This window comes from Janthinobacterium aquaticum, from assembly GCF_009208565.1.
GTDB lineage: Bacteria > Pseudomonadota > Gammaproteobacteria > Burkholderiales > Burkholderiaceae_D > Janthinobacterium.
The window spans coordinates 175,165-194,993 of the sequence record NZ_WFLK01000004.1 but is presented as its reverse complement, the minus strand read 5'-3'; the positions used below and the strand labels follow the sequence as shown (position 1 = coordinate 194,993).

Sequence of the window (19,829 nt, the reverse complement as noted above, 5' to 3'; positions counted from 1 at the left end):
GGTTTTAATTTAATGGTGAGCGTTTACTCGAAACCATGGCAAAGGCCAGGGTCTGCGCCTGATCCAGCAATGTTGGCTGATACGTCAACATTGTTGGTTTATGCGCCAACAATGTTGTCGGATTACGCCGCTGCGCGGCTAATCCGACCTACGCTGCTAATCCGACCTACGCAATGCATGAGCGTAATCCGACAACAGCGATTAATTTGATAATGCCTTGGAGACGACTTCCATCACGTCGTTGGACAGGTTTTTCTTCGCTGCCACGCGTTCGAGGGCGCGGCGCATATGCTCCTGCAAGGCGGGAGCGTAGCGGCGCCAGCGGTCCATCGAGCGGGCCAGGCGCGCGGCTACTTGCGGGTTCAGGGCGTCCAGTGCAATCACCTGCTCGGCCCAGAAGGCGTAGCCGCTGCCGTCCTGGGTATGGAACTGCGACGGGTTGCCGTTGGCGAAGCTGAAGATCAGGCTGCGCGCGCGGTTCGGGTTTTTCAGCGTAAAGGCCGGATGCGTCATCAGCTGGCGCACGGCAGCCACATCGGTGGTTGGCGCTGCGGCCTGCATGGCAAACCACTTGTCGACCACCAGCGCTTCGCCGCTGAAATCGCGGTAAAAATCAGCCAGTGCGGCCTGCGCAGCAGCTTCATCGCCCGAATGGATCAGCGCGACCAGCGCGGCGGCGCGGTCGGTCATATTGCCGGCGCTGTCGAACTGCTGCTGGGCCAGCGCCAGCTCTTCCTTGCCAGGCGCCACCAGCAGATAGGCCAGCGCCAGGTTTTTCAGCGCACGCTTGCCGGCCGACAGCGCGTCGGGGCTGTAGTCGCCGGGCGTCAGGTTGGCGTGGTATTGCGCCAGCAGTTCGGGTTTGAGCGCCTCGGCGATGGTGCGACGCATGAACTGGCGCGCCGCGTGGATGGCATGCGGATCGACCTGGGCCAGTTGCTCGGCAATAATGGTTTCGGACGGCAGAATCAAGGCCAGCTCGCGGAAGGCCGCATCGAGCGTATCGTCTGCCAGCAAGGCGCGCTGGGCCTCGATAAAGGTGTCGTCCAGCGACAGGGTTTCGCCTGCTGCGTGGGCGGCAGTCAGTTTCAGCAGGCGCGCCATGGCCAGGCGCTGACCCGCTTCCCAGCGGTTGACCGGGTCGCTGTCGTGGCGGAACAGATGCAGCAACTGCGCATCGCTGTAGTCGTACTGCAGCACCACCGGTGCGGAAAAGTCGCGCAGCAGCGAGGGCACTGGCGCTTCTTTTACTTGCGCGAACACAAAGGTCTGCTCGGCCTGGGTCAGTTCCAGCACCACGCTGTTGGTCTCGGCCGCCACGCCATCGACAATCAATGACAGGTCGCATCCATCGGCGCCCAGCAGGCCTACCGTCACAGGAATATGGAACGGCAGTTTCTGAGGCTGGCCAGGCGTGGCCGGGCAGCTTTGGGACAGCGTCAGGGTAAAGGTTTGGGCGGCGGCATCGTACTGCGAGGCGGCTTTCACCACCGGCGTGCCAGCCTGGCTGTACCAGCGCTCGAACTGCTGGAAGTCTCGGTCGTTGGCGTCGGCCATGGCGGCGCGGAAGTCGTCGCACTGCACCGCCTGCTCGTCGTGGCGCGCAAAGTACAGGTCCATGCCCTTGCGGAAACCCTCGCGGCCCACCAGGGTCTGATACATGCGCACGACTTCGGCGCCTTTTTCGTAGATGGTGACGGTGTAGAAGTTATTGATTTCAACGAAAGAATCGGGGCGCACCGGGTGGGCCATCGGGCCGGCGTCTTCCGGGAACTGCGCCTGGCGCAGCGTGCGCACCTGGTCGATGCGGGTTACGGCGCGGCCGGTGTCGGTGCCAATCATGTCGGCCGAGAATTCCTGGTCGCGGAACACCGTCAGGCCTTCTTTCAACGACAGCTGGAACCAGTCGCGGCAGGTCACGCGGTTGCCGGTCCAGTTATGGAAATACTCGTGGCCGACTACCGCCTCGATGCCGGCATAGTCGACATCGGTGGCCACGCGCGGGTTGGCCAGCACGTATTTGGTGTTGAAGATATTGAGGCCCTTGTTTTCCATCGCGCCCATATTGAAGTCGCCGACGGCCACGATCATGAAGCGGTCGAGGTCCAGCTCCAGGCCGAAGCGCTCTTCATCCCAGCGGATGGAGTTTTTCAGCGACTGCATGGCGTAGTCAGTCTTGTCGAGGTTGCCCTCTTCCACCCATACCTGCAGCAGCACGGTGCGGCCATCGGCCAGCTTGAAATGCTCTTCCTGGCACACCAGCTTGGCGGCCACCAGCGCAAACAGATAGGACGGCTTCTTGAACGGATCTTCCCATTTGGCGTAATGGCGGCCGTCGCCGAGGTCGCCCTCTTCGATCAAATTGCCGTTCGACAACAGCACCGGGTACTTGGCCTTGTCGGCGCGCAGCATCACGGTGTAGCGCGCCATGACGTCCGGGCGGTCCGGGAAGAAAGTGATGCGGCGGAAACCCTCGGCTTCGCATTGCGTAAAGAAGTTATGGTTAGACACGTACAGGCCGGACAGCGAGGTATTGTCCTGCGGCGCCAGAATGGTCTCGATGTCGAGTTCGACTTCGTCGGGCGCTTTCGGGATGGTGAGGGTGCTGGCCGTCAGCTTGTATTGCGAAGGTTTCAAGACTTTACCGTTCAGGCGTACCTGCACCAGTTCGATATGCTCGCCATGCAGCTCGATGCTGCGGCTGCTGCTGGCCGGGTTGTGACGCATGCGGATCCGGCTCGCCACTATCGTGCGGGCGGGGTCGAGATCGAAACCAAGTTCAACACTGTCAACCAGAAAACTGGGAGGGGTGTAATCCTTGCGGTAAATCGTCTGAGGGCTGTCTGTGCGCATAGTGATAGTGAAATGAGAGCCGGATAAAGGCCTATTTTACCAATACCGGCCCGGTGCCGGGATGAATTGGCGCCTATTTGGTCACATATGCTTGCCAGCTAACACAGCGGGTAACATTCTGTAATAGTCAATTGCCGTAGCGTGGCGTACCCTTAAACTGACAGTCGAACAATTGCGTCTTTAATTGAGGAGAGCAAGGCATGAAAACCCTGGCTATTGTATTTACCGCGCTGACCGTGATGCTGACCGGCTGCGCCACCACCATCCGCAGCGATGTGACGGCCTTCCATGACTGGCCGGCGCAGCTGAATGACAAATCCTATGTGTTCGAAACGCCAGCGGCGCAGGAAGACACGCTGGAATACCGCAGCTATCAAAACCTGGTGCGCAACGAACTGGCCAAGCAGGGCTTTGGCGAAGCGTCAGGCCCGGCCAGTGCCAAGCTGCGCGTATCGATGCGCTTTTCCACCACCGATGTGCCCGAGCGCGTGCTGCAGGCCACCGACCCGTTCTGGTACGGCCCCGGCTACTGGCCTGGCCGCTACGGCTATCGTTATGGCGCCTGGCCCGGCTATGGCCGCTTTGGCTACAGCCCGTTCTGGGGCGGCCCGATGGAAGTGGAAGAATCGGTGCGCCACAAATTCGAGCGCGACCTGCGTGTCACCATCAACGAGCGCAATGGCAAGAAACTGTATGACGTGACCGTGCATTCGGCCAGCACCAAACGCGCCACGCCACAAGTGATGCCGGCCATGGTGGCCAGCGCCTTTGCCGACTTTCCAGGCCGTAGCGGCGTGCCGCGCCAGGTCGAAGTCAAGGTAGAGTAATTCTCACCACGAGCAATAAAAAAAGCTGACAGCGATGTCAGCTTTTTTTTTCGCCTGCCAGCTTGAGGTTCAAGGCAGCAGAATGCTCGAACCGGTGGTCTTGCGCGCTTCCAGTTCCGTGTGGGCGCGCGCCACCTCGTCGAGCCGGTAGCGCTGGTGCACATCGACTTTCACTTCACCGCTGCTGACCACGCCGAACAGCGAGGCAGCCATCTCTTCGAGATTGCTGCGGTTGCTGGCATAGCTGAACAGCGACGGGCGGGTAATGAACAGCGAGCCGCGCGAACCGAGTTCGGTCAGCGAAAATGGCGGTACCGGACCGGAGGCGTTGCCGAAGCTGACCATCATGCCCAGCGGCGCCAGGCAGTCGAGCGAGCCGGTAAAGGTATCCTTGCCGATCGAGTCGTACACCACCGAGACGCCTTTGCCGCCGGTAATCTCGCGCACGCGCTCGACAAAATTTTCCTTGTTGTAGTTGATTACATGGGCAGCGCCATGCGCGCTGGCCAGCGCGGCTTTTTCATCGGAGCCCACGGTGCCGATCAGGTTGACGCCCAGCACCTTGGCCCACTGGCAGGCGATCAGCCCGACGCCGCCCGCTGCTGCATGGAACAAAATGGTGTCGCCGGCCTTGAGCGCAACTGTGCGGTGAAACAGGTATTGCACCGTCAGCCCCTGCAGCATCATGGCGGCAGCCGTATCGAAGCCGATACGTTCGGGCAGCGCCAGCAGCAGATTGGCCGGAATATTGCGCTGCTGCGCATAGGCGCCATTGATGCGCGCCGCATAGGCAACGCGGTCGCCCACCTTGACTTCCGTCACGCCCTCACCCACCGCCTCGACAATGCCGGCGCCTTCCACGCCCAGGCCGCCTGGCAGCAGCTGCGGATACAGGCCGGTGCGGAAATAGACATCGATAAAGTTCAGGCCGATTGCCTCGTGCCGGACACGCGCTTCGCCGGGGCCGGGCGGCGCCAGTTCCACATCGACATACTCCATCACCTCCGGGCCGCCGGTACGGTGCATACGGATGGCCTTGGTACTGATCAACTCACTCATTGCCTACTCCTTGTTCAGGGAAAATCGGTCAGGCTGTCTTTGCCAGCGCCCTTGCCTGTGCCTGCAATTGCGACAGTACCAGATGCGCTGACGACAGGTTGGTGGCACAAGCAATATTGTGCACGTCGCAGGCGCGCACCAGCGCGTTGATGTCCGGCTCGTGCGGCTGCGGCGTCATCGGGTCGCGCAGGAAAATCACGCAATCGATCAGGCCTTCGACCAGCAGCGCGCCGATCTGCAGGTCGCCGCCGAACGGGCCAGAATGCTTGCGCTCGACCTCCAGCCCCACTTCATTGATCAGGCGCCCGCCGGTGGTGCCGGTGGCTGACAGTTCGCAGGTCATCAAAAAATCGCGGTATTCGCTGGCCAGGGCAATCATGTCATCTTTTTTCTTGTCGTGCGAGATCAGGGCGATACGTGTTTTCATGGTGAGGTCAAGGTGAGGTGGAAAGAGGTTACTTCTTTTTCGACAGCAAATAAATACCAGCGAGTACCAGGCTGGTGCCAGCCAGTTGCCAACTGGTAATAGGTTCGTCGAGGATCATGGCGCCCAGGAACAGCGTCGAAACGGGGCCGATCATGCCGGCCTGCGAGGCCACGGGCGCGCCGATACGCTCGACCGCGATCATGGTCATAAACACCGGCAGCACGGTGCAGAATATGCCATTGACCAGAGACCAGCCATACACGGCCTCGGGCTGTATCAATAGGCTGACCGGGCGCAGGATAAAGAACTGCGCGATGCAGGCAAAGCTGGCCACGCACATCGCATAGCTGACCAGGCGCAGCGAGCCGATACGCTTGACCAGCTCGCCTGAACCGAGCAGATACACAGCATACGAGCAGGCCGCGCCCAGCACCAGCGTGGAGCCCAGCGCCACATTGCTGGCGCCGCCCTGCAGATCATGCACGAACACCAGCACGATGCCGCAATAGGACGTCAGCAGGGCCAGCCACTGCACACGGCTGATGGCGTACTTGAAGTAGACGGTGGTAATTAACAGCACAAAGGTGGGCGTGAGGAACAAAATCAGCCGCTCCAGCCCGACCGAAATATATTGCAGCCCGAGAAAATCCAGATAGCTCGACAAATAGTAGCCAACCAGACCCAGCCCGACCAGTTGCCAGCGGTCACGCCACGACAAAGGCGGCGCCGTGCGCATCTGCCAGCAGGCAATCACGGCAAACACCGGCAAGGAGAAGATCATGCGAAACGCGATCAGCGTGACGGCGTCGATCTGGTAGCGGTACAACAGCTTGGCCACGATGGCCTTGGTGGAAAACAGCACCGCCCCGCCCACGGCAATGGCCAGGCCACCGAGATAGACGGAACGGGAAACAGGAGGTGGTGCGACAGGGGCGGGAGTGGTGCTCATCCCGTGATTGTAATGGAAGTGGCGTAGGTCGGATTAGCGGGGCAAAGCCCCGCGTAATCCGACAACATTGTTGGCGTTACTGGTGTTGTCGGATTACGGCCTGCGGCCTAATCCGACCTACGCCACCGTTACCGCCGCCGTTCCCGCCACAACCGTCGCGGTGGTTACCCGCGCAATCACGCTGGCTGGCGCATTGCTGCCGACCAGCTTGTTGACCTGCTTGAACTGGGCCACCAGCTTGCCGGGGGTCAGCGTGACGACCGTGTAGCCCTGGGCGTCCGTGTTCAGGTGCTTCATCCACGGATTGTTGCCCAGGCCGGCCAGTTGCTGCGCCAGCGCCAGCAGGGTGCCGGAGAAGTCGGTGCTTGCTTTCAGACCGGCCTGCACGGCAGTCACGGTAGCGTCGAGCTGGGCTTCGGGCACGCCCTTGGCGGCCAGCGCGCCGCGCAGTTGCACGCGCAGCTGCTCAAACAGGCTGTCGACGGTCGGTGCGGCCTTGCCCATGGTGTAGTCGAGCAGGTTGATGGCCAGATTGACGGTGCCCACGCCCGGCACAGGAATGGCCAGCGGGTAGCTGACCAGCGTGCCGATATCGCCCTGGGCCGCCGAATTCATGTAGCTGAAGAAGGAGTCGGAACTCACGCCCGCCGACACCAGGTCCACCATCACCGGCGTGCCGCCACCAGCGGCGTCGAAATCATCATTGACGGTGCCGGCAAAGAAGGAATGGATATCGCCGGTAATGGCCACCACGTTACCGATGGCATTGGTCTTCAGGTGCGCCATCAGCGCCTTGCGTTCGCTGTTGTAGCCGTCCCACTGGTCGCAATTGAGCAGGAAACGGTTGAAAAACGGCGCCAGCGCAGCGGCCTGGCCGGAAGCGGTGACAAAAGCCGATGCCGCCTGCCTGGCCTGTACGTCCGGCTTGATCCAGCCAAACGCGATCACCTGCGCAGCGGCCGCCGGCGTGGCGCTGTTGTAGGCGGCCACCGTGATGGCGGCCTGCGCCGCGCTCAGGCCTGCACCCATGGCAGAGCCCGCCTGCGCGGTGGCGTTGGCGGCGGCGCCGGCAATCGCCATGGCGGCGGCCTGCGCCACGCTGTTGCTGGCGCCGGCAGTCGAAGCTGCCACGATGGCCGAAGCGACACGCACATTGCCGCCGGCCAGCAGCACCGTATTGGCAATCGCCGTGCCGATGGTCGAGACTGAACTTAAAGCCACCAGCGTGGCAATCGCATCGACGCCGTTAAAGCCCATGCGCAGCAGCGATACTTCATTGCCCCACAGCTTCCAGGTGGATGTGGCCGACTTCATCTTGCCCTTCCACCATTCGCGCTGGGTCACGCCCAGCATGCTGACGGCGCCCAGGCCATCGGCGCCAGCCTTGGTAGCGGCAGCCATCTTCTGCGCTTCGGCGCCATCAAACAGTTGCTGCGGCACCAGATAGCGGCTGCCGATGCTGCCCAGCGCCTTGCCGGTGGCCGGATTGATCGATGCTTCGGGAATCGCATGGTCGGCGCGGTACAGGCGCTCGTCGGTCATTACCAGCTGCATCAATTTGCCGAACTGGAAGTCGCGATAGATCTGGATATTTTGGAACGTGCTGGCCGACGCGTCGAACGTGACGTCGGCCGGCATGTATTCAAACCAGGCCTGGTTGGCGTTGCGGCGGCGCGATGGCTGGTGCAGGTCGCTGCCGTCAGCGGCCACAATGCCTTCATAGGTCGAGGCATCCTGCCAGGCGTCGTCGGTAAATTCATGGTCGTCCCACACGGCGATAAAGGCAAAGCGCTCGTGCACGGCCTGCAGGCGGGTATCGGTGCGGTATTTTTTGTACAGGTAGCGGTAGTCGGCAGTGGTGGTGGCGTACTTGGCGCCGCTGGTGCCGGACTTGAAGGTGCCGTCCGGCAGCTTCAACTGGTCGTGGCGGCTTTCCACGGCGCCGCTCTGGAACGCTTCACCCACGGTCTCGTAGATATAGTCGCCCAGGTGCACGATAAAGTCGAGCGACTCGTTGGCGGCGATATGGCCGAGCGCGCCCCAGTGGTTGATGCTCCAGTCCTGGCAGGTCAGGTAGGCGAACTGCAGCTGCGCCACATCGGCCGTGGCCGCCGGCGCGGTCTTGAAGCGGCCCACGTTGGAGCGCACCTCGCCGGCAATGAACTGATAGAAATACACCTGGCCCGGCTGCAGGCCGGTAACCTTGTGGCGCAAGGTATTGTCGAATTGCGCCCTCAAAGGCAGTTTGGCGTCGACCACCGGCGTGCCGGTCAGCGCCGCATTGCCCCCCAGGCCGGTCGTATTGTCGGCCGCGACTACGATCAGGCGCACCGACACGTCGGTGGCACCGGCAGCGGGCATGGGCACGGCGGCGACTGCGTCGAGGCTGCTTGGTACTACGCGCGTCCACAGCATCACGCTGTCGGCGCGCGGATCGCCCGAAGCGATACTTTGCGGGAATTTCCAGTCGCGGCCGGCTGCCAGCGGCATGCCGTCGTCGCCGTAGTCGCTGCTGCCGCAGGCGGTAAGGCCGGCAGTGGCCACCGACACGGTAATAAAGCCGCCCAGGCGCAAAAATTGCCTTCTGTCCATTTGTTTTGCCATGATAGTGCGTCCGCCCCGAGTGTTGTGAGAGATGAAAACGCGTCACTTTAACAACAGATTATGTCGGCTTGATGACCTGTCCATGCCGCTTTGCGAGGGGGCGATATGCTAAAATATCGGCCACAATTGAACACCCGTCTAAGGAAATTCGACATGGCAGGACATAGCAAATGGGCCAATATCAAGCATAAAAAAGCTGCCACGGATGCCAAGCGCGGCAAGATCTGGACGCGCCTGATCAAGGAAATTACGGTAGCAGCGCGCATGGGCGGCGCCGATATTCCATCGAACCCGCGCCTGCGCCTGGCAGTCGACAAGGCGGCTGACGCCAATATGCCGAAAGACAACGTCCAGCGCGCGATCAACCGCGGCAGCGGCGGCGTCGATGGCGCCAACTACGAAGAAGTACGCTATGAAGGCTATGGCGTGGGCGGCGCGGCCGTGATCGTCGAATGCATGACCGACAACCGCGTACGCACGGTGGCTGAAGTGCGTAACGCCTTCAACAAGAATGGCGGCAATATGGGCAACGAAGGCTCGGTTGCCTTTATGTTCCAGCACTGCGGCCAGCTGCTGTTCGCACCGGGCACCGACGAAGACAAGCTGATGGAAGCGGCGCTGGAAGCAGGCGCCGAAGACGTCATCGCCGACGAGGAAGGCGGCTTTGAAGTACTGACGCCGGTACATGACTTTGCCACCGTCAAGGAAGCGCTGGAAGCGGCCGGTTTCAAGGCCGAAGTGGCCGAAGTGATCATGAAGCCCGCCACCGAAACCGTCTACACCGGTGACGACGCCATCAAGATGCAAAAGCTGCTCGATGCGCTGGAACTGCTCGACGATGTACAAGAAGTGTTTACCAACGCATTAATCGAAAACTAAGAAACCATCCCATGAAAATTCTGGTAGTCGGCTCTGGCGGCCGCGAACACGCCCTGGCCTGGAAACTGGCCCAGTCCGAACGCATACAGATGGTGTATGTTGCACCGGGCAATGGCGGCACCGCGCGCGATGCGCGCCTGGTCAACCTCGATATCAGCGATCCGCAACTGCTGGCCGACTTCGCCCAACAGGAACATATCAGCCTGACCGTGGTGGGCCCGGAAGTGCCGCTGGCAGCGGGCATCGTCAATCTGTTCCGCTCGCGCGGCATGAAAATCTTTGGCCCGACCAAGGAAGCGGCGCAGCTCGAATCGTCGAAAGATTTTGCCAAGGCCTTTATGCAGCGCCATGGCATTCCAACGGCTGCCTACCAGACGTTTTCGGAAGTGGCGCCAGCGCACGCCTACGTCGATGCGATGGGTGCGCCTATCGTGATCAAGGCCGACGGCCTGGCTGCCGGCAAGGGCGTGGTAGTGGCAATGAGCCTGGAAGAAGCGCACCAGGCAGTCGACAATATGCTGTCCGATAACCAGTTCGGCGACGCCGGCGCGCGTATCGTGATCGAGGAATTCCTGGCCGGCGAAGAGGCCAGCTTTATCGTTATGTGCGACGGCAAGAACATCCTGCCGCTGGCCACCAGCCAGGATCACAAACGCCTGAAAGACCACGACCAGGGCCCGAACACGGGCGGCATGGGCGCCTATTCGCCGGCGCCGATCGTCACGCCGGCCATGCATGCGCGCGTAATGCGCGAGATCATTGTGCCGACCATTACCGGCATGGCGAAAGACGGCATCACGTTTACGGGCTTTCTGTACGCCGGCCTGATGATCGACGACAAGGGCACGCCGAAGACGCTGGAATTCAATTGCCGCATGGGCGACCCGGAAACCCAGCCCATTATGGCGCGCCTGAAAACCGATCTGGTCACTGTGATGGAACACGCCGTCAACGGCACGCTCGACGCAGTGGAACTGGAATGGGACCGCCGCACCGCCGTGGGCGTGGTCATGGCTTCCGCCGGCTACCCGGACGACCCGATCAAGGGCACCTCGATTGGCGCCATTCCGGCCGAGACGATCGAGTCGGTCACCTTCCATGCCGGCACCCGCATCGACGGCGAGCGCCTGGTGACCAATGGCGGACGCGTGCTGTGCGTGGTGGGCCTGGGCGACAGCGTCAAGATGGCGCAAAAGCAGGCGTATGAAACGGTGGAAAAAATCCATTTTGACGGCGCGCAGTACCGCCGCGATATCGGCTGGCGCGGTCTGAAGCACTAAGCGTTTCAGACATCACCACGGCGGGGCCGGCGCGCAGCAATGCGCCCGGCCCCGTTTTCTATGGTGCGCCCAAGAAATGATTTTTATTATAATATTTTCTTCATGCACATTCTTTGCCTGCCATGAAGTCGCCGTCGCGCATTTCCCTGAACAAACAGCCCGTGGGCGTTGCCGCTCCAAGCCGCCTGTCGTGGCTGGTGGCAGCATCGCTGATCGCGGGCGGCCTGGGCTGGTACTGGTTCAGCAGCTACGCGGTGCCGCGCTGCGATGCGCGCGAAACACTGGAAGCGATGACCTCCGGCAAGTTCGTGCTGCACGAGATACGCCAGGCTGGCTATGCGTGGTCACGCAAGATACGCGGCTGCCTGGCCAAGGTCGAAGAGAACGGCAAGCTGCTGCCGTACGCCTACACCATCGAGCGCGTCGAAGGACGCCGCAACAGCCGCCTGGTCTACGACTATGCGCAGCCACGGCTGATCGCGCAGCGTTTTGGCCAGATTGCCTGGCATGGCGACTTTGCCGGGCAGGCCGAGCCGATCGGCCGCGAAGCCATGTTCAAGGCCATGCTGGCCGGCATGGACACGCTGCGTGGCAAACCGCTGACGCATATGAGCCTGGTCGCGCTGCTGTCGCCCCACCACTACCGCGAAATTGGCGATATTGAAGCGCTGGCGCCGTGCCGGGAAGCCTCGCCCGGGCTGTATGCATGCCGCCTGCTGATCGAACGCAATGACCTCAGGCAGAATGGACCGATGACGGTGTGGGCCAGTTCGGTACTGCAGGAAGGCGACATTACCTTCCAGCGCGGCAAAGACAAACACGCCTGGACAGTCACGCCGCAGTTTGGCGAAGAGCTGAGCCAGGCACGCTGAAAGCACCCGCATGAGTTTTGATCGTATTGACACACGAACGCAGCATTTCCAACATCTGCAAGACCTGGGCCTTTTGAGCGCGCAGGAACGCGAGGACGCCATCGCCGAACTCGATATCGCCGATCATGAACTGCTGCATCCGCCCGAAGAAGATGCCGGCGTGCCGCTGCTGGCGCCGGACGCCGATCTGGTATCCACGCTGGCCTGGTTGCTGCTGAGCGATATGCTGCCCAAGGATACCTTCCTGAAACGCGTGACCGACCTGCCGCGCCAGTACCAGGGTGCCGCCCTGCTGGAACGCCAGCAACTGGCCGCGCAGGGCGTGCAGCACTACAACCGCAAGGAGTTCGACGATCTGCACGAGGTGGGCCTGCTCAACAGCTTCCAGCGCGACGCGGCGCATGCCGCCGTGCCCGGCGACCGGCTGCTGCTCTCGCCGTGGATCGCCATGCGCTGGCTGGTGGTCAACCATGTGCTGTCGACGCAGCAGTTCGAGGAACTGGAAGTGCGCACGCGCGCGCACGGCAGCGAACTGGCACGCGAGATCATGCAGGCGGCCAGGCTGCGCCACGGCCATGACCGCATCCCGTACAAGCGCCCGCCGGCCTGGAAAGGCGCGCTGATCGTGCTGGCGATGCTGCTGGTGTTTTCCTTGCTCTACGGTGCAGCCACCGGCAAGCTGGGGGCGCCATGAGTGGCGATACGCGCCTGGCGCCATTGGGCGAGCTGCTGCGCCTGGGCCTGATCACCGTCGAAGAACATGACGACGCACTGGCCGAACTGGAGATCGTCGAACTGCAGCGCGCCGACAATGCGGCGGAAGGCATCGACGTGCCGGAACTGGCGCAAGACGCCAGTGCGGTGCAGGCGCTGGCATGGATGCTGTGCGAACAGCTGGTCGATGAGCCGCGCTTTTTTGCCATGCTGCCCGAAGCGGACAAGTACCCGCTGGCCAGCGCGGCGCTGCAGCTGGCCAACGCCCAGGCAGTCGATACGCTGTACAACGAGAATGTGATCGACCAGTGGCAGCGCGACAGCGCCCACGAGCGCCTGCCGTCAGACCGCCTGGCCGCCACACCGGTAGCGGCGCTGCGCCATATGCTGGCACAGGGCACGCTGTCGGCGCAGCAGTTCGAGGCGATAGCGCTGCGCGTGCGCACAAACGGCACGGAGCTGGCGCGCATGATCGTTGGCGGCGTCGAGCGGCAAACGCACCGGCGCCGTTTGCCGCAATGGCGCCCGTCGACCTGGATGAGCATTGCGATTGTGCTGATTGCACTCTTGCTGGCGGCCAGCACCTGGCACAGTTAGCCGCTGTAAGCCGGGACGGCCCGCCAGCAACAAGCCGGTGGTTTTGCTATCACAAAAATCCGTAACAGGGTACAATCCGTCCTCACTTTTTTATTTTGGCCTGGTTGGCCCACGCGATGGCGTCAATATCCTCCCCTTCGGCCGTCAAAGCCTATTTACTCGATCTGCAAGCGCGCATCGTGCAGGCGCTTGAAGCGCAGGACGGCAAGCCCTTCCTGACCGACAGCTGGCAGCGTCCGGAAGGCGGCGGCGGCATTTCGCGCCTGATCGAAGAAGGCAATGTGTTCGAGCGCGGCGGGGTGAATTTTTCGCACGTGATGGGCGCGGCCCTGCCGCCATCGGCAGCGGCAGCGCGGCCTGAATTGCAGGGCAAGGCGTGGGAAGCGATGGGCGTGTCGCTGGTGCTGCATCCGCGCAATCCCTACGCGCCAACGGTGCACATGAACGTGCGTTTTTTCAGCACCGTCAACGCCGACAACGAGCCGGTCTGGTGGTTTGGCGGCGGCATGGACCTGACGCCGTATTATGGCGACGTGGCCGATGCAAAGCACTTCCACCAGGCCTGCCATGCAGCGCTGGCGCCGTTTGGCGATGAGCTGCATCCAAAATTCAAGCAGTGGTGCGACGAGTATTTTTACCTGAAGCACCGGCGCGAAGCGCGCGGCGTGGGCGGCATCTTTTTTGACGACTTCAACGCGCTGGGCTTTGACGACAGCTTTGCCATGATGCGCAGCGTGGGCGACGCGTTTGTCGCAGCCTATGTGCCGATCCTGGCGCGCCGCAAGGATACGCCGTATGGCGAGCGCGAACGCGATTTCCAGTGCTACCGGCGCGGCCGCTATGTCGAGTTCAACCTGGTGTTCGACCGCGGCACGCACTTCGGCCTGCAGTCGGGCGGACGCACCGAGGCGATCCTGATGTCGATGCCGCCGCTGGTCAAGTGGCGCTACGACTGGCAGCCGGAAGCGGGCAGCGTGGAAGCGGCGCTGACGACTGATTTTCTCGTGCATCGCGACTGGCTGCAGGCGTGACGCAAGCCGCGCAGTCCTGCGTGGCCCTGCTGGGCGGCAGTTACGATCCGGTGCACCACGGCCATGTGGCGCTGGGCGCGCATTTTGCCAGCCTGCTGCGGCCCGACCAGCTACGCGTGATTCCGGCTGGCGCGCCGTGGCAAAAGGGCCGCCTTGGCGCCAGCTGCGAGCAGCGCGCCGAGATGACCGAGCTGGCGTTTTCCATCCTGGCGCTGCCGGTGGTGATCGACCTGCAGGAAATCGAACGCAGCAAGCAGGGACAGCCCAGCTACACCATCGATACCCTGCGCCAGGTGCGCAGCGAGCTGGGGCCACAGGCGTCGATCGTGTTCCTGATGGGGGCCGACCAGCTGCAGCGGCTATCGACCTGGCGCGAATGGCAGCAATTATTTGAATACGCCCATATCTGCGTGGCAGCCCGTCCCGGCTTCACGCTGGAGGGCAACAGCATGCCGCGGGAGGTTGCCGATATCTTTACGCAACGCCTGGGCACACTGGACAATATCCGCAACACGCCGCACGGTCTGACTTATCTGGCACAGGACTTAGCGGTGGATATCTCTGCCACCGAAATACGTGCGGCATTACAACGGGGGACTCGGGCAAACGAGCTTGTTTCTCCGCTAGTGCTAGACTATATTGAACAACATAATTTATACAAAAGCTAAATGGATATCAAAAAACTGCAAACCCTCGTCGTTGACGCCCTGGAAGACGTCAAGGGCCAGGACATCGCCCTGTTCGACACCACTCATCTGACCAGCCTGTTCGACCGCATCGCGATCGTGTCCGGCACCTCGAACCGCCAGACCAAGGCGCTGGCCGCCTCGGTACGCGACAAGGTCAAGCAAGCCGGCGGCGACGTCATCGGCATGGAAGGCGAAGACACCGGTGAATGGGTACTGGTCGATCTGGGCGACATGATCGTCCACATCATGCAAGCACCGATCCGCGCCTACTACCGCCTGGAAGAAATCTGGGGCGACAAGCCGGTCAAGCTGGGCGCTGCCAAGCGCGCACCGAAAAAAGCGGCTGGCGACGAGCCAAAGAAAACCAGCGGCCATCTGGCAGCGAGCAAGGCGCAGGTTGAAGCGACGCCAGTGATCGAGAAAAAAGCACCGGCCAAGAAAGCTGCTGCCACCACCACCGCCGCCAAGAAGGCCCCGGCCAAAAAGCCAGCCGCACCGAAAGCCGTTGGCAAGACCGTCAAAGTAGCGCCAACCAAAGCCGAAACAGCCGCCGTCAAGGCGCTGAAAGCGCTGCCAGAGAAAAAAGTGCGTGCCCCACGCGCCGCCAAACCGGCAGCCGATGCAGCTCCGGCCAAGACGGTCATCAAGCGCATCAAAAAAGTCGAAGAGTAATCGGCAGTGCAGCTGATTATCGCTGCGGTCGGCCATAAAATGCCGGCCTGGATCGAGACGGGCTTCGCCGAATACGCGAAGCGCATGCCGCCGGAACTGCGCATCGTGCTGAAAGAAATCAAGCCCGTCGAGCGTTCCGGCAGCAAGACCGCCGCCACCGCGATGGCGCTCGAACGCGAGCGCATCGAAGCCGCCCTGCCCAAGGGCGTACGCATTATCGCCCTCGATGAACGCGGCAAGGACCTGACCAGCGTCGGCCTGTCGCAGCAGATCGAAACCTGGCAGCAGGACGGTCGCGACACCGCCTTTCTGATCGGCGGCGCCGATGGCCTCGATCCGGCCCTGAAAGCACGCGCCGAAGGCATGCTGCGCATCTCCAGCATGACCCTGCCCCACGGCGTGGTGCGCGTGATCCTGGCCGAACAGCTGTACCGCGCCTGGACCATCACACAGAACCATCCCTATCACCGTGTCTGATTGTCGCCATGACTCTCGCTGACCAACCTATCTACCTGGCCTCGAAAAGCCCGCGCCGGCGCGAGTTGCTGCAGCAGATCGGCGTGCAATTTGAACTGCTGCTGCTGCGCAGCGACGGTCCGCGCGGCGCCGACGTCACCGAAGAAGTGCTGCCGGGCGAATCGGCGCTCGACTACGTAGCGCGCGTGGCCAATGAAAAGGCGGCCTTTGCGCTGAAGGTGCTGCAATGGCGCCGCCTGCCGGCGCGTCCGGTGCTGGCTGCCGACACCACCGTCACCATTGACGGCGAGATACTCGGCAAGCCGGCCGACCGTGCGCAAGCGATTGCCATGCTCGAACGCCTGTCGGGCCGCACGCACGAGGTGCTGACCTCGATTGCCGTGCATGGCAACGGCATTGCCGAACAGCGCACGCAGATTTCACAGGTGCGTTTCGGCATCCTCTCGCCGGCCTCGATTGCCGCCTATTGCGCCACGCCCGAGCCGTACGACAAGGCCGGCGCCTACGGCATTCAGGGCAGCGCCGCGCTGTTTGTCGAGCATATCGAAGGCAGCCATTCGGGCATCATGGGCCTGCCCCTGTACGAGACGGCGCAGTTGCTGCGCCAGGCGGGTTTGCCCCTGCCCTGAAGCCGGGTATGATGTCGTTCATTGTTTCCACTTTTGCGCCTCCATGAACGAAGACATCCTGATCAATATCACGCCGCAGGAAACCCGCGTCGCCCTTATTTTGCAAGGCGCGGTGCAGGAACTGCACATCGAGCGCACGCTCACGCGCGGCCTGGCCGGCAATGTGTATTCCGGCAAAGTGGTCAGGGTCTTGCCCGGCATGCAGTCGGCCTTTATCGACATCGGCCTGGAACGCGCCGCCTTTCTGCACGTGGCCGATATCTGGGAAGCGCGCGGCCACGACGGCCAGAACGCCACGCCCGCACCGATTGAAAAAATCCTGTTTGACGGCCAGGTGCTGACGGTGCAGGTGATCAAGGATCCGATCGGCACCAAGGGCGCGCGCCTGTCGACCCAGATCTCGATTGCCGGGCGCATGCTGGTCTACCTGCCGCAGGACAAGCATATCGGCATCTCGCAAAAGATCGAAAAGGAATCCGAACGCGAACTGCTGCGCATGCGCCTGCAAAGCCTGCTGCCGGCTGATGAAAAAGGCGGCTATATCGTGCGCACCATGGCCGAAGACGCCTCCGACGCCGACCTGAAAGCCGACGTCGACTATCTGCGCAAGACCTGGAGCACGATCTTGCACGGCGCCCGTACGCGCCCGGCCACCAGCCTCTTGCACCAGGACCTGAACCTGGCCCAGCGCGTGCTGCGCGACTTTGTTGGCGATGAAACGGCCACCATCCAGGTCGACTCGCGCGAGAACTACGTCAAGCTGCGCGAATTTGCCGAGATCTATACGCCCAGCGAACTGACGCGCCTGCAGCACTACACTGGCGAGCGCCCGCTATTCGATCTGTACGGCGTGGAAGAAGAGATTTTGCGCGCGCTGGGCCGCCGGGTCGACCTCAAATCGGGCGGCTACCTGATCGTCGACCAGACCGAAGCGATGACCACCATCGACGTCAATACGGGCGGCTTTGTTGGCGGCAAAAATTTTGCCGATACCATCTTCAAGACCAACCTGGAAGCGGCGCACGCCATCGCCCGCCAGCTGCGCCTGCGCAACCTGGGCGGCATTATCATCCTCGACTTTATCGACATGGACAACGCCGAGCACCGCAACGCCGTGCTGGCCGAACTCAAACGCACGCTGTCGCGCGACCGCACCAAGGTCTCGGTCAGTAACTTCTCGCCACTGGGCCTGGTGGAAATGACGCGCAAGCGCACGCGCGAGTCACTGGCCCATATCCTGTGCGAACCGTGCCCGGCCTGCGCCGGCAAGGGACAAGTGAAAACCTCACGCACCATCTGCTATGAAATCCTGCGCGAACTGCTGCGCGAAGCCAAGCAATTCAACCCGCGCGAATTTCGCATTCTCGCTTCGCAGGAAGTGGTCGATCTGTTTTTAGAAGAGGAATCGCAGCATCTGGCGATGCTGGGCGATTTTATCGGCAAGAAGATTTCACTGCAGGTGGAGAATGCTTATCATCAGGAGCAGTATGACGTGATTCTGATGTGACTGGCTCAGTGGGTGCTGTCGGATTACGCGCTTGCGCGCTAATCCGACCTACGCCTGCTCTGGCGCCGCATCCAGGTAAAACACCGCAAATACTTTCAAGGCCGAGGTTTCGGTGGCCTTTTCCGTGCGCACCACGGCGCAGTCGTCGGCCGCCAGGCTGCGCCAGTTCTGTACGCCGGCGCGGGCAAACAGCGCATGCGCGGGAGCGTTGGCGGCCAGGTCCAGCACCAGGCTGGCGTTGCGTGGGCCGGCGCCGTAGTTGACGGAGCGGATCTCGATGCCAAAAGCGCTCATCCACGGCTCCCACAGCGCTTTCTCTTTGCCAGCAACCATGCGCTCTAACATCTCGGCAAAGCTCAGGCCCTTCTTGACGGTGCTACGCAAGGTTTCCAGTGATGGTGCGTAGCGCGGGTCCGGGCTCTTGTTGCCAGCGCGAATTTCAGCAATGGCTTTGAGTTCCTTGATAAAGGCTGCATCACGCTCGGTGTAGTCGCGCATGCGCGCATGAAACTCGGCGTCCAGAAAAGGATTGACGGTCAGCTTGGCAACGCCCTCTTCGCGGCGTTTCGGGGAAGGCGTGTTGGTTTTGGTCATGGCGATGAGGGCAAGAATACAGGGAGGGCCGCCAGTGTATCACCTTGCGGCGACGCCCACACCATCAAACCCGCGGCGGCGCCGTCGATTCGCGCACCACCAGCTCGGGCTTCAGGCGTACGTCCAGCACCGATGCATCGGGCGTATCGATGGTTTGCAGGATCAGCCGCGCCGCTTCGGCGCCGATGCCGTGGTGACGGATGCGGATGGTGGTCAGCGGCGGACGTATCATGTCCATATAAGGCATATCGTTGTGGCCGACTACCGAAATATCTTCCGGGCAGGACAGGCCCAGTTCGCGGATGGCGTCGTAGCAGCCCAGCGCCACCAGGTCGCTGCCGGTGACCACTGCCGTGGTGCGCGGCGACTGGCGCAGCAGTTCGAGGAGCGCGCTGCGGCCACACTCGCGCGAATAACCGCTGCTTTCAAACACGAACGCCTGCGATGCATCGAGTTCGCTGGCCGCGATGGCGGCCAGGAAGCCCAGCCGGCGCACATGGCCGGTCGACAGGTTTTCGGGGCCGGCAATATGGGCGATATGGCGATGCCCGAGCGCCAGCAGATGGCCAACAGCCAGGCGCATACCGACCACGTCGTCGCTGACCACGCACGACGCCACGCCGTTCTCGTCACTGCGGTTGACGGTCACCACCGGCACGTTCTGGTCGATGCACAGCTTGATGACCGGGTCGTCGCGGCGCGCCGTGGCCAGGATCAGGCCGTCAACCTGCTGGCCCAGCAGGCGGTTGATGACGAACAGCTGCTCCTCTTCATCGGCGCCGACATTGGCCACGATGGCCAGGTAACCGTGCTTGCGCAAGCCTTCCTCGATGCCCAGCAAGATCGGCGGAAACACCGCATTGGTAATATCGGGCAGCACCACGCCAATCACGCGCGACTTGCGCGTGACCAGCGTGGAGGCGGCGCGGTTGGGACGATAGCCGAGCCGGGCAGCCTCGGCCAGCACGCGCTTTGCCACCTCCTCGCTGACCTTTTGCCGCGTGGCCGGGTTCATCACGCGCGAGACGGTGGAAAAGTGCACGCCGCTGGCGCGCGCAACATCACTTAAGGTGGGATTCTTGTTTGTCATGGACTGCCCGGATTGCAAGAAGGCGATTTTATCGCACAAGTTGTCTTCTCCGTAAAAAAAGCAAACGCTTGCATTGTTT

At 62.1% G+C, this 19,829-nt stretch carries 19 protein-coding genes; 12 read left to right on the top strand and 7 right to left on the bottom strand.

From position 1 onward, the window contains the following. Positions 1–201: 201 nt before the first annotated feature. Positions 202–2,853, bottom strand: coding sequence for an aminopeptidase N (pepN, locus tag GCM43_RS08650; protein WP_152243224.1), 2,652 nt, complete (start codon positions 2,851–2,853; stop codon positions 202–204). A gap of 200 nt (positions 2,854–3,053) precedes the next feature. Between pepN and GCM43_RS08645 the strand changes: the two genes are divergently transcribed. Further along, complete coding sequence (locus tag GCM43_RS08645) at positions 3,054–3,680, top strand: DUF4136 domain-containing protein (RefSeq protein WP_152243222.1); 627 nt, start codon at positions 3,054–3,056, stop codon at positions 3,678–3,680. 69 nt (positions 3,681–3,749) lie between these two features. Here the strand turns inward: GCM43_RS08645 and GCM43_RS08640 are convergent, their stop codons facing one another. The 4 genes from GCM43_RS08640 to GCM43_RS08625 all read right to left on the bottom strand — a co-directional run bounded on the left by GCM43_RS08640 (position 3,750) and on the right by GCM43_RS08625 (position 8,707). Then, complete coding sequence (locus GCM43_RS08640) at positions 3,750–4,739, bottom strand: quinone oxidoreductase family protein (protein ID WP_226929400.1); 990 nt, start codon at positions 4,737–4,739, stop codon at positions 3,750–3,752. Between the two features lie 28 nt (positions 4,740–4,767). Further along, a complete protein-coding gene (locus GCM43_RS08635) occupies positions 4,768–5,166 on the bottom strand; it encodes a methylglyoxal synthase (protein WP_152243220.1) in 399 nt (132 codons plus the stop codon). 28 nt (positions 5,167–5,194) lie between these two features. Then, positions 5,195–6,115: a DMT family transporter gene (locus GCM43_RS08630; protein ID WP_152243218.1), complete on the bottom strand. Its 921-nt coding sequence runs from the start codon at positions 6,113–6,115 to the stop codon at positions 5,195–5,197. 117 nt (positions 6,116–6,232) lie between these two features. Further along, positions 6,233–8,707: an alkaline phosphatase D family protein gene (locus GCM43_RS08625; protein ID WP_152243216.1), complete on the bottom strand. Its 2,475-nt coding sequence runs from the start codon at positions 8,705–8,707 to the stop codon at positions 6,233–6,235. 165 nt (positions 8,708–8,872) lie between these two features. On the opposite strand from GCM43_RS08625, the gene GCM43_RS08620 reads away from it, so the two are divergent. From GCM43_RS08620 to rng, 11 genes are all read left to right on the top strand, one after another. After that, positions 8,873–9,598 (top strand): YebC/PmpR family DNA-binding transcriptional regulator, encoded by a 726-nt coding sequence (locus GCM43_RS08620; RefSeq protein ID WP_152243214.1) that lies wholly within the window; start codon positions 8,873–8,875, stop codon positions 9,596–9,598. Between the two features lie 11 nt (positions 9,599–9,609). Beyond that, a complete protein-coding gene (purD, locus tag GCM43_RS08615) occupies positions 9,610–10,878 on the top strand; it encodes a phosphoribosylamine--glycine ligase (RefSeq protein WP_152243212.1) in 1,269 nt (422 codons plus the stop codon). 122 nt (positions 10,879–11,000) lie between these two features. Beyond that, the gene (locus GCM43_RS08610) at positions 11,001–11,750 is read left to right on the top strand and encodes a hypothetical protein (RefSeq protein WP_193315573.1); all 750 of its coding nucleotides are present in this window, start codon (positions 11,001–11,003) and stop codon (positions 11,748–11,750) included. Between the two features lie 73 nt (positions 11,751–11,823). Next, the gene (locus GCM43_RS08605) at positions 11,824–12,444 is read left to right on the top strand and encodes a hypothetical protein (protein WP_193315572.1); all 621 of its coding nucleotides are present in this window, start codon (positions 11,824–11,826) and stop codon (positions 12,442–12,444) included. Continuing rightward, on the top strand, positions 12,441–13,061 hold the full coding sequence (locus GCM43_RS08600; protein ID WP_152243205.1) for a hypothetical protein: 621 nt from the start codon (positions 12,441–12,443) through the stop codon (positions 13,059–13,061). The genes GCM43_RS08605 and GCM43_RS08600 overlap by 4 nt, the downstream gene beginning before the upstream one ends. Before the next feature lie 116 nt (positions 13,062–13,177). Further along, the gene (gene hemF / locus GCM43_RS08595) at positions 13,178–14,092 is read left to right on the top strand and encodes an oxygen-dependent coproporphyrinogen oxidase (RefSeq protein WP_152243203.1); all 915 of its coding nucleotides are present in this window, start codon (positions 13,178–13,180) and stop codon (positions 14,090–14,092) included. After that, positions 14,089–14,760: a nicotinate-nucleotide adenylyltransferase gene (locus GCM43_RS08590; RefSeq protein WP_152243201.1), complete on the top strand. Its 672-nt coding sequence runs from the start codon at positions 14,089–14,091 to the stop codon at positions 14,758–14,760. The genes hemF and GCM43_RS08590 overlap by 4 nt, the downstream gene beginning before the upstream one ends. Then, positions 14,761–15,453 carry a ribosome silencing factor gene (gene rsfS, locus GCM43_RS08585; RefSeq protein WP_152243199.1) on the top strand — a complete coding sequence of 231 codons (693 nt, stop codon included), beginning with the start codon at positions 14,761–14,763 and terminating at the stop codon, positions 15,451–15,453. Positions 15,454–15,459: 6 nt separating this feature from the next. Beyond that, positions 15,460–15,930: a 23S rRNA (pseudouridine(1915)-N(3))-methyltransferase RlmH gene (rlmH, locus tag GCM43_RS08580; RefSeq protein WP_152243197.1), complete on the top strand. Its 471-nt coding sequence runs from the start codon at positions 15,460–15,462 to the stop codon at positions 15,928–15,930. Positions 15,931–15,938: 8 nt separating this feature from the next. Next, positions 15,939–16,559, top strand: a complete 621-nt coding sequence (locus GCM43_RS08575) for a Maf family protein (RefSeq protein ID WP_152243195.1) — start codon at positions 15,939–15,941, stop codon at positions 16,557–16,559. 43 nt (positions 16,560–16,602) lie between these two features. Beyond that, entirely contained in the window at positions 16,603–18,066 is a 1,464-nt protein-coding gene (gene rng / locus GCM43_RS08570; RefSeq protein ID WP_152243193.1) for a ribonuclease G, read from the top strand. Positions 18,067–18,114: 48 nt separating this feature from the next. Here rng and GCM43_RS08565 read toward each other — a convergent pair whose 3' ends face one another. Then, positions 18,115–18,660, bottom strand: a complete 546-nt coding sequence (locus GCM43_RS08565) for a hypothetical protein (protein ID WP_152243191.1) — start codon at positions 18,658–18,660, stop codon at positions 18,115–18,117. Positions 18,661–18,724: 64 nt separating this feature from the next. Beyond that, positions 18,725–19,750: a LacI family DNA-binding transcriptional regulator gene (locus GCM43_RS08560; RefSeq protein WP_152243189.1), complete on the bottom strand. Its 1,026-nt coding sequence runs from the start codon at positions 19,748–19,750 to the stop codon at positions 18,725–18,727. Between the last annotated feature and the right edge of the window lie 79 nt (positions 19,751–19,829).

Bases quoted from the DNA above. Each gene is read 5' to 3' on its own strand.
- hemF (WP_152243203.1), top strand. From the start codon at position 13,178: ATGGCGTCAATATCCTCCCCTTCGGCCGTCAAAGCCTATTTACTCGAT.
- GCM43_RS08645 (WP_152243222.1), top strand. From the start codon at position 3,054: ATGAAAACCCTGGCTATTGTATTTACCGCGCTGACCGTGATGCTGACC.
- rng (WP_152243193.1), top strand. From the start codon at position 16,603: ATGAACGAAGACATCCTGATCAATATCACGCCGCAGGAAACCCGCGTC.
- GCM43_RS08630 (WP_152243218.1), bottom strand. From the start codon at position 6,115: ATGAGCACCACTCCCGCCCCTGTCGCACCACCTCCTGTTTCCCGTTCC.
- rsfS (WP_152243199.1), top strand. From the start codon at position 14,761: ATGGATATCAAAAAACTGCAAACCCTCGTCGTTGACGCCCTGGAAGAC.
- GCM43_RS08600 (WP_152243205.1), top strand. From the start codon at position 12,441: ATGAGTGGCGATACGCGCCTGGCGCCATTGGGCGAGCTGCTGCGCCTG.
- GCM43_RS08575 (WP_152243195.1), top strand. From the start codon at position 15,939: ATGACTCTCGCTGACCAACCTATCTACCTGGCCTCGAAAAGCCCGCGC.
- GCM43_RS08640 (WP_226929400.1), bottom strand. From the start codon at position 4,739: ATGAGTGAGTTGATCAGTACCAAGGCCATCCGTATGCACCGTACCGGC.
- GCM43_RS08625 (WP_152243216.1), bottom strand. From the start codon at position 8,707: ATGGACAGAAGGCAATTTTTGCGCCTGGGCGGCTTTATTACCGTGTCG.
- GCM43_RS08565 (WP_152243191.1), bottom strand. From the start codon at position 18,660: ATGACCAAAACCAACACGCCTTCCCCGAAACGCCGCGAAGAGGGCGTT.
- GCM43_RS08620 (WP_152243214.1), top strand. From the start codon at position 8,873: ATGGCAGGACATAGCAAATGGGCCAATATCAAGCATAAAAAAGCTGCC.
- GCM43_RS08635 (WP_152243220.1), bottom strand. From the start codon at position 5,166: ATGAAAACACGTATCGCCCTGATCTCGCACGACAAGAAAAAAGATGAC.
- GCM43_RS08610 (WP_193315573.1), top strand. From the start codon at position 11,001: ATGAAGTCGCCGTCGCGCATTTCCCTGAACAAACAGCCCGTGGGCGTT.
- pepN (WP_152243224.1), bottom strand. From the start codon at position 2,853: ATGCGCACAGACAGCCCTCAGACGATTTACCGCAAGGATTACACCCCT.
- GCM43_RS08560 (WP_152243189.1), bottom strand. From the start codon at position 19,750: ATGACAAACAAGAATCCCACCTTAAGTGATGTTGCGCGCGCCAGCGGC.
- purD (WP_152243212.1), top strand. From the start codon at position 9,610: ATGAAAATTCTGGTAGTCGGCTCTGGCGGCCGCGAACACGCCCTGGCC.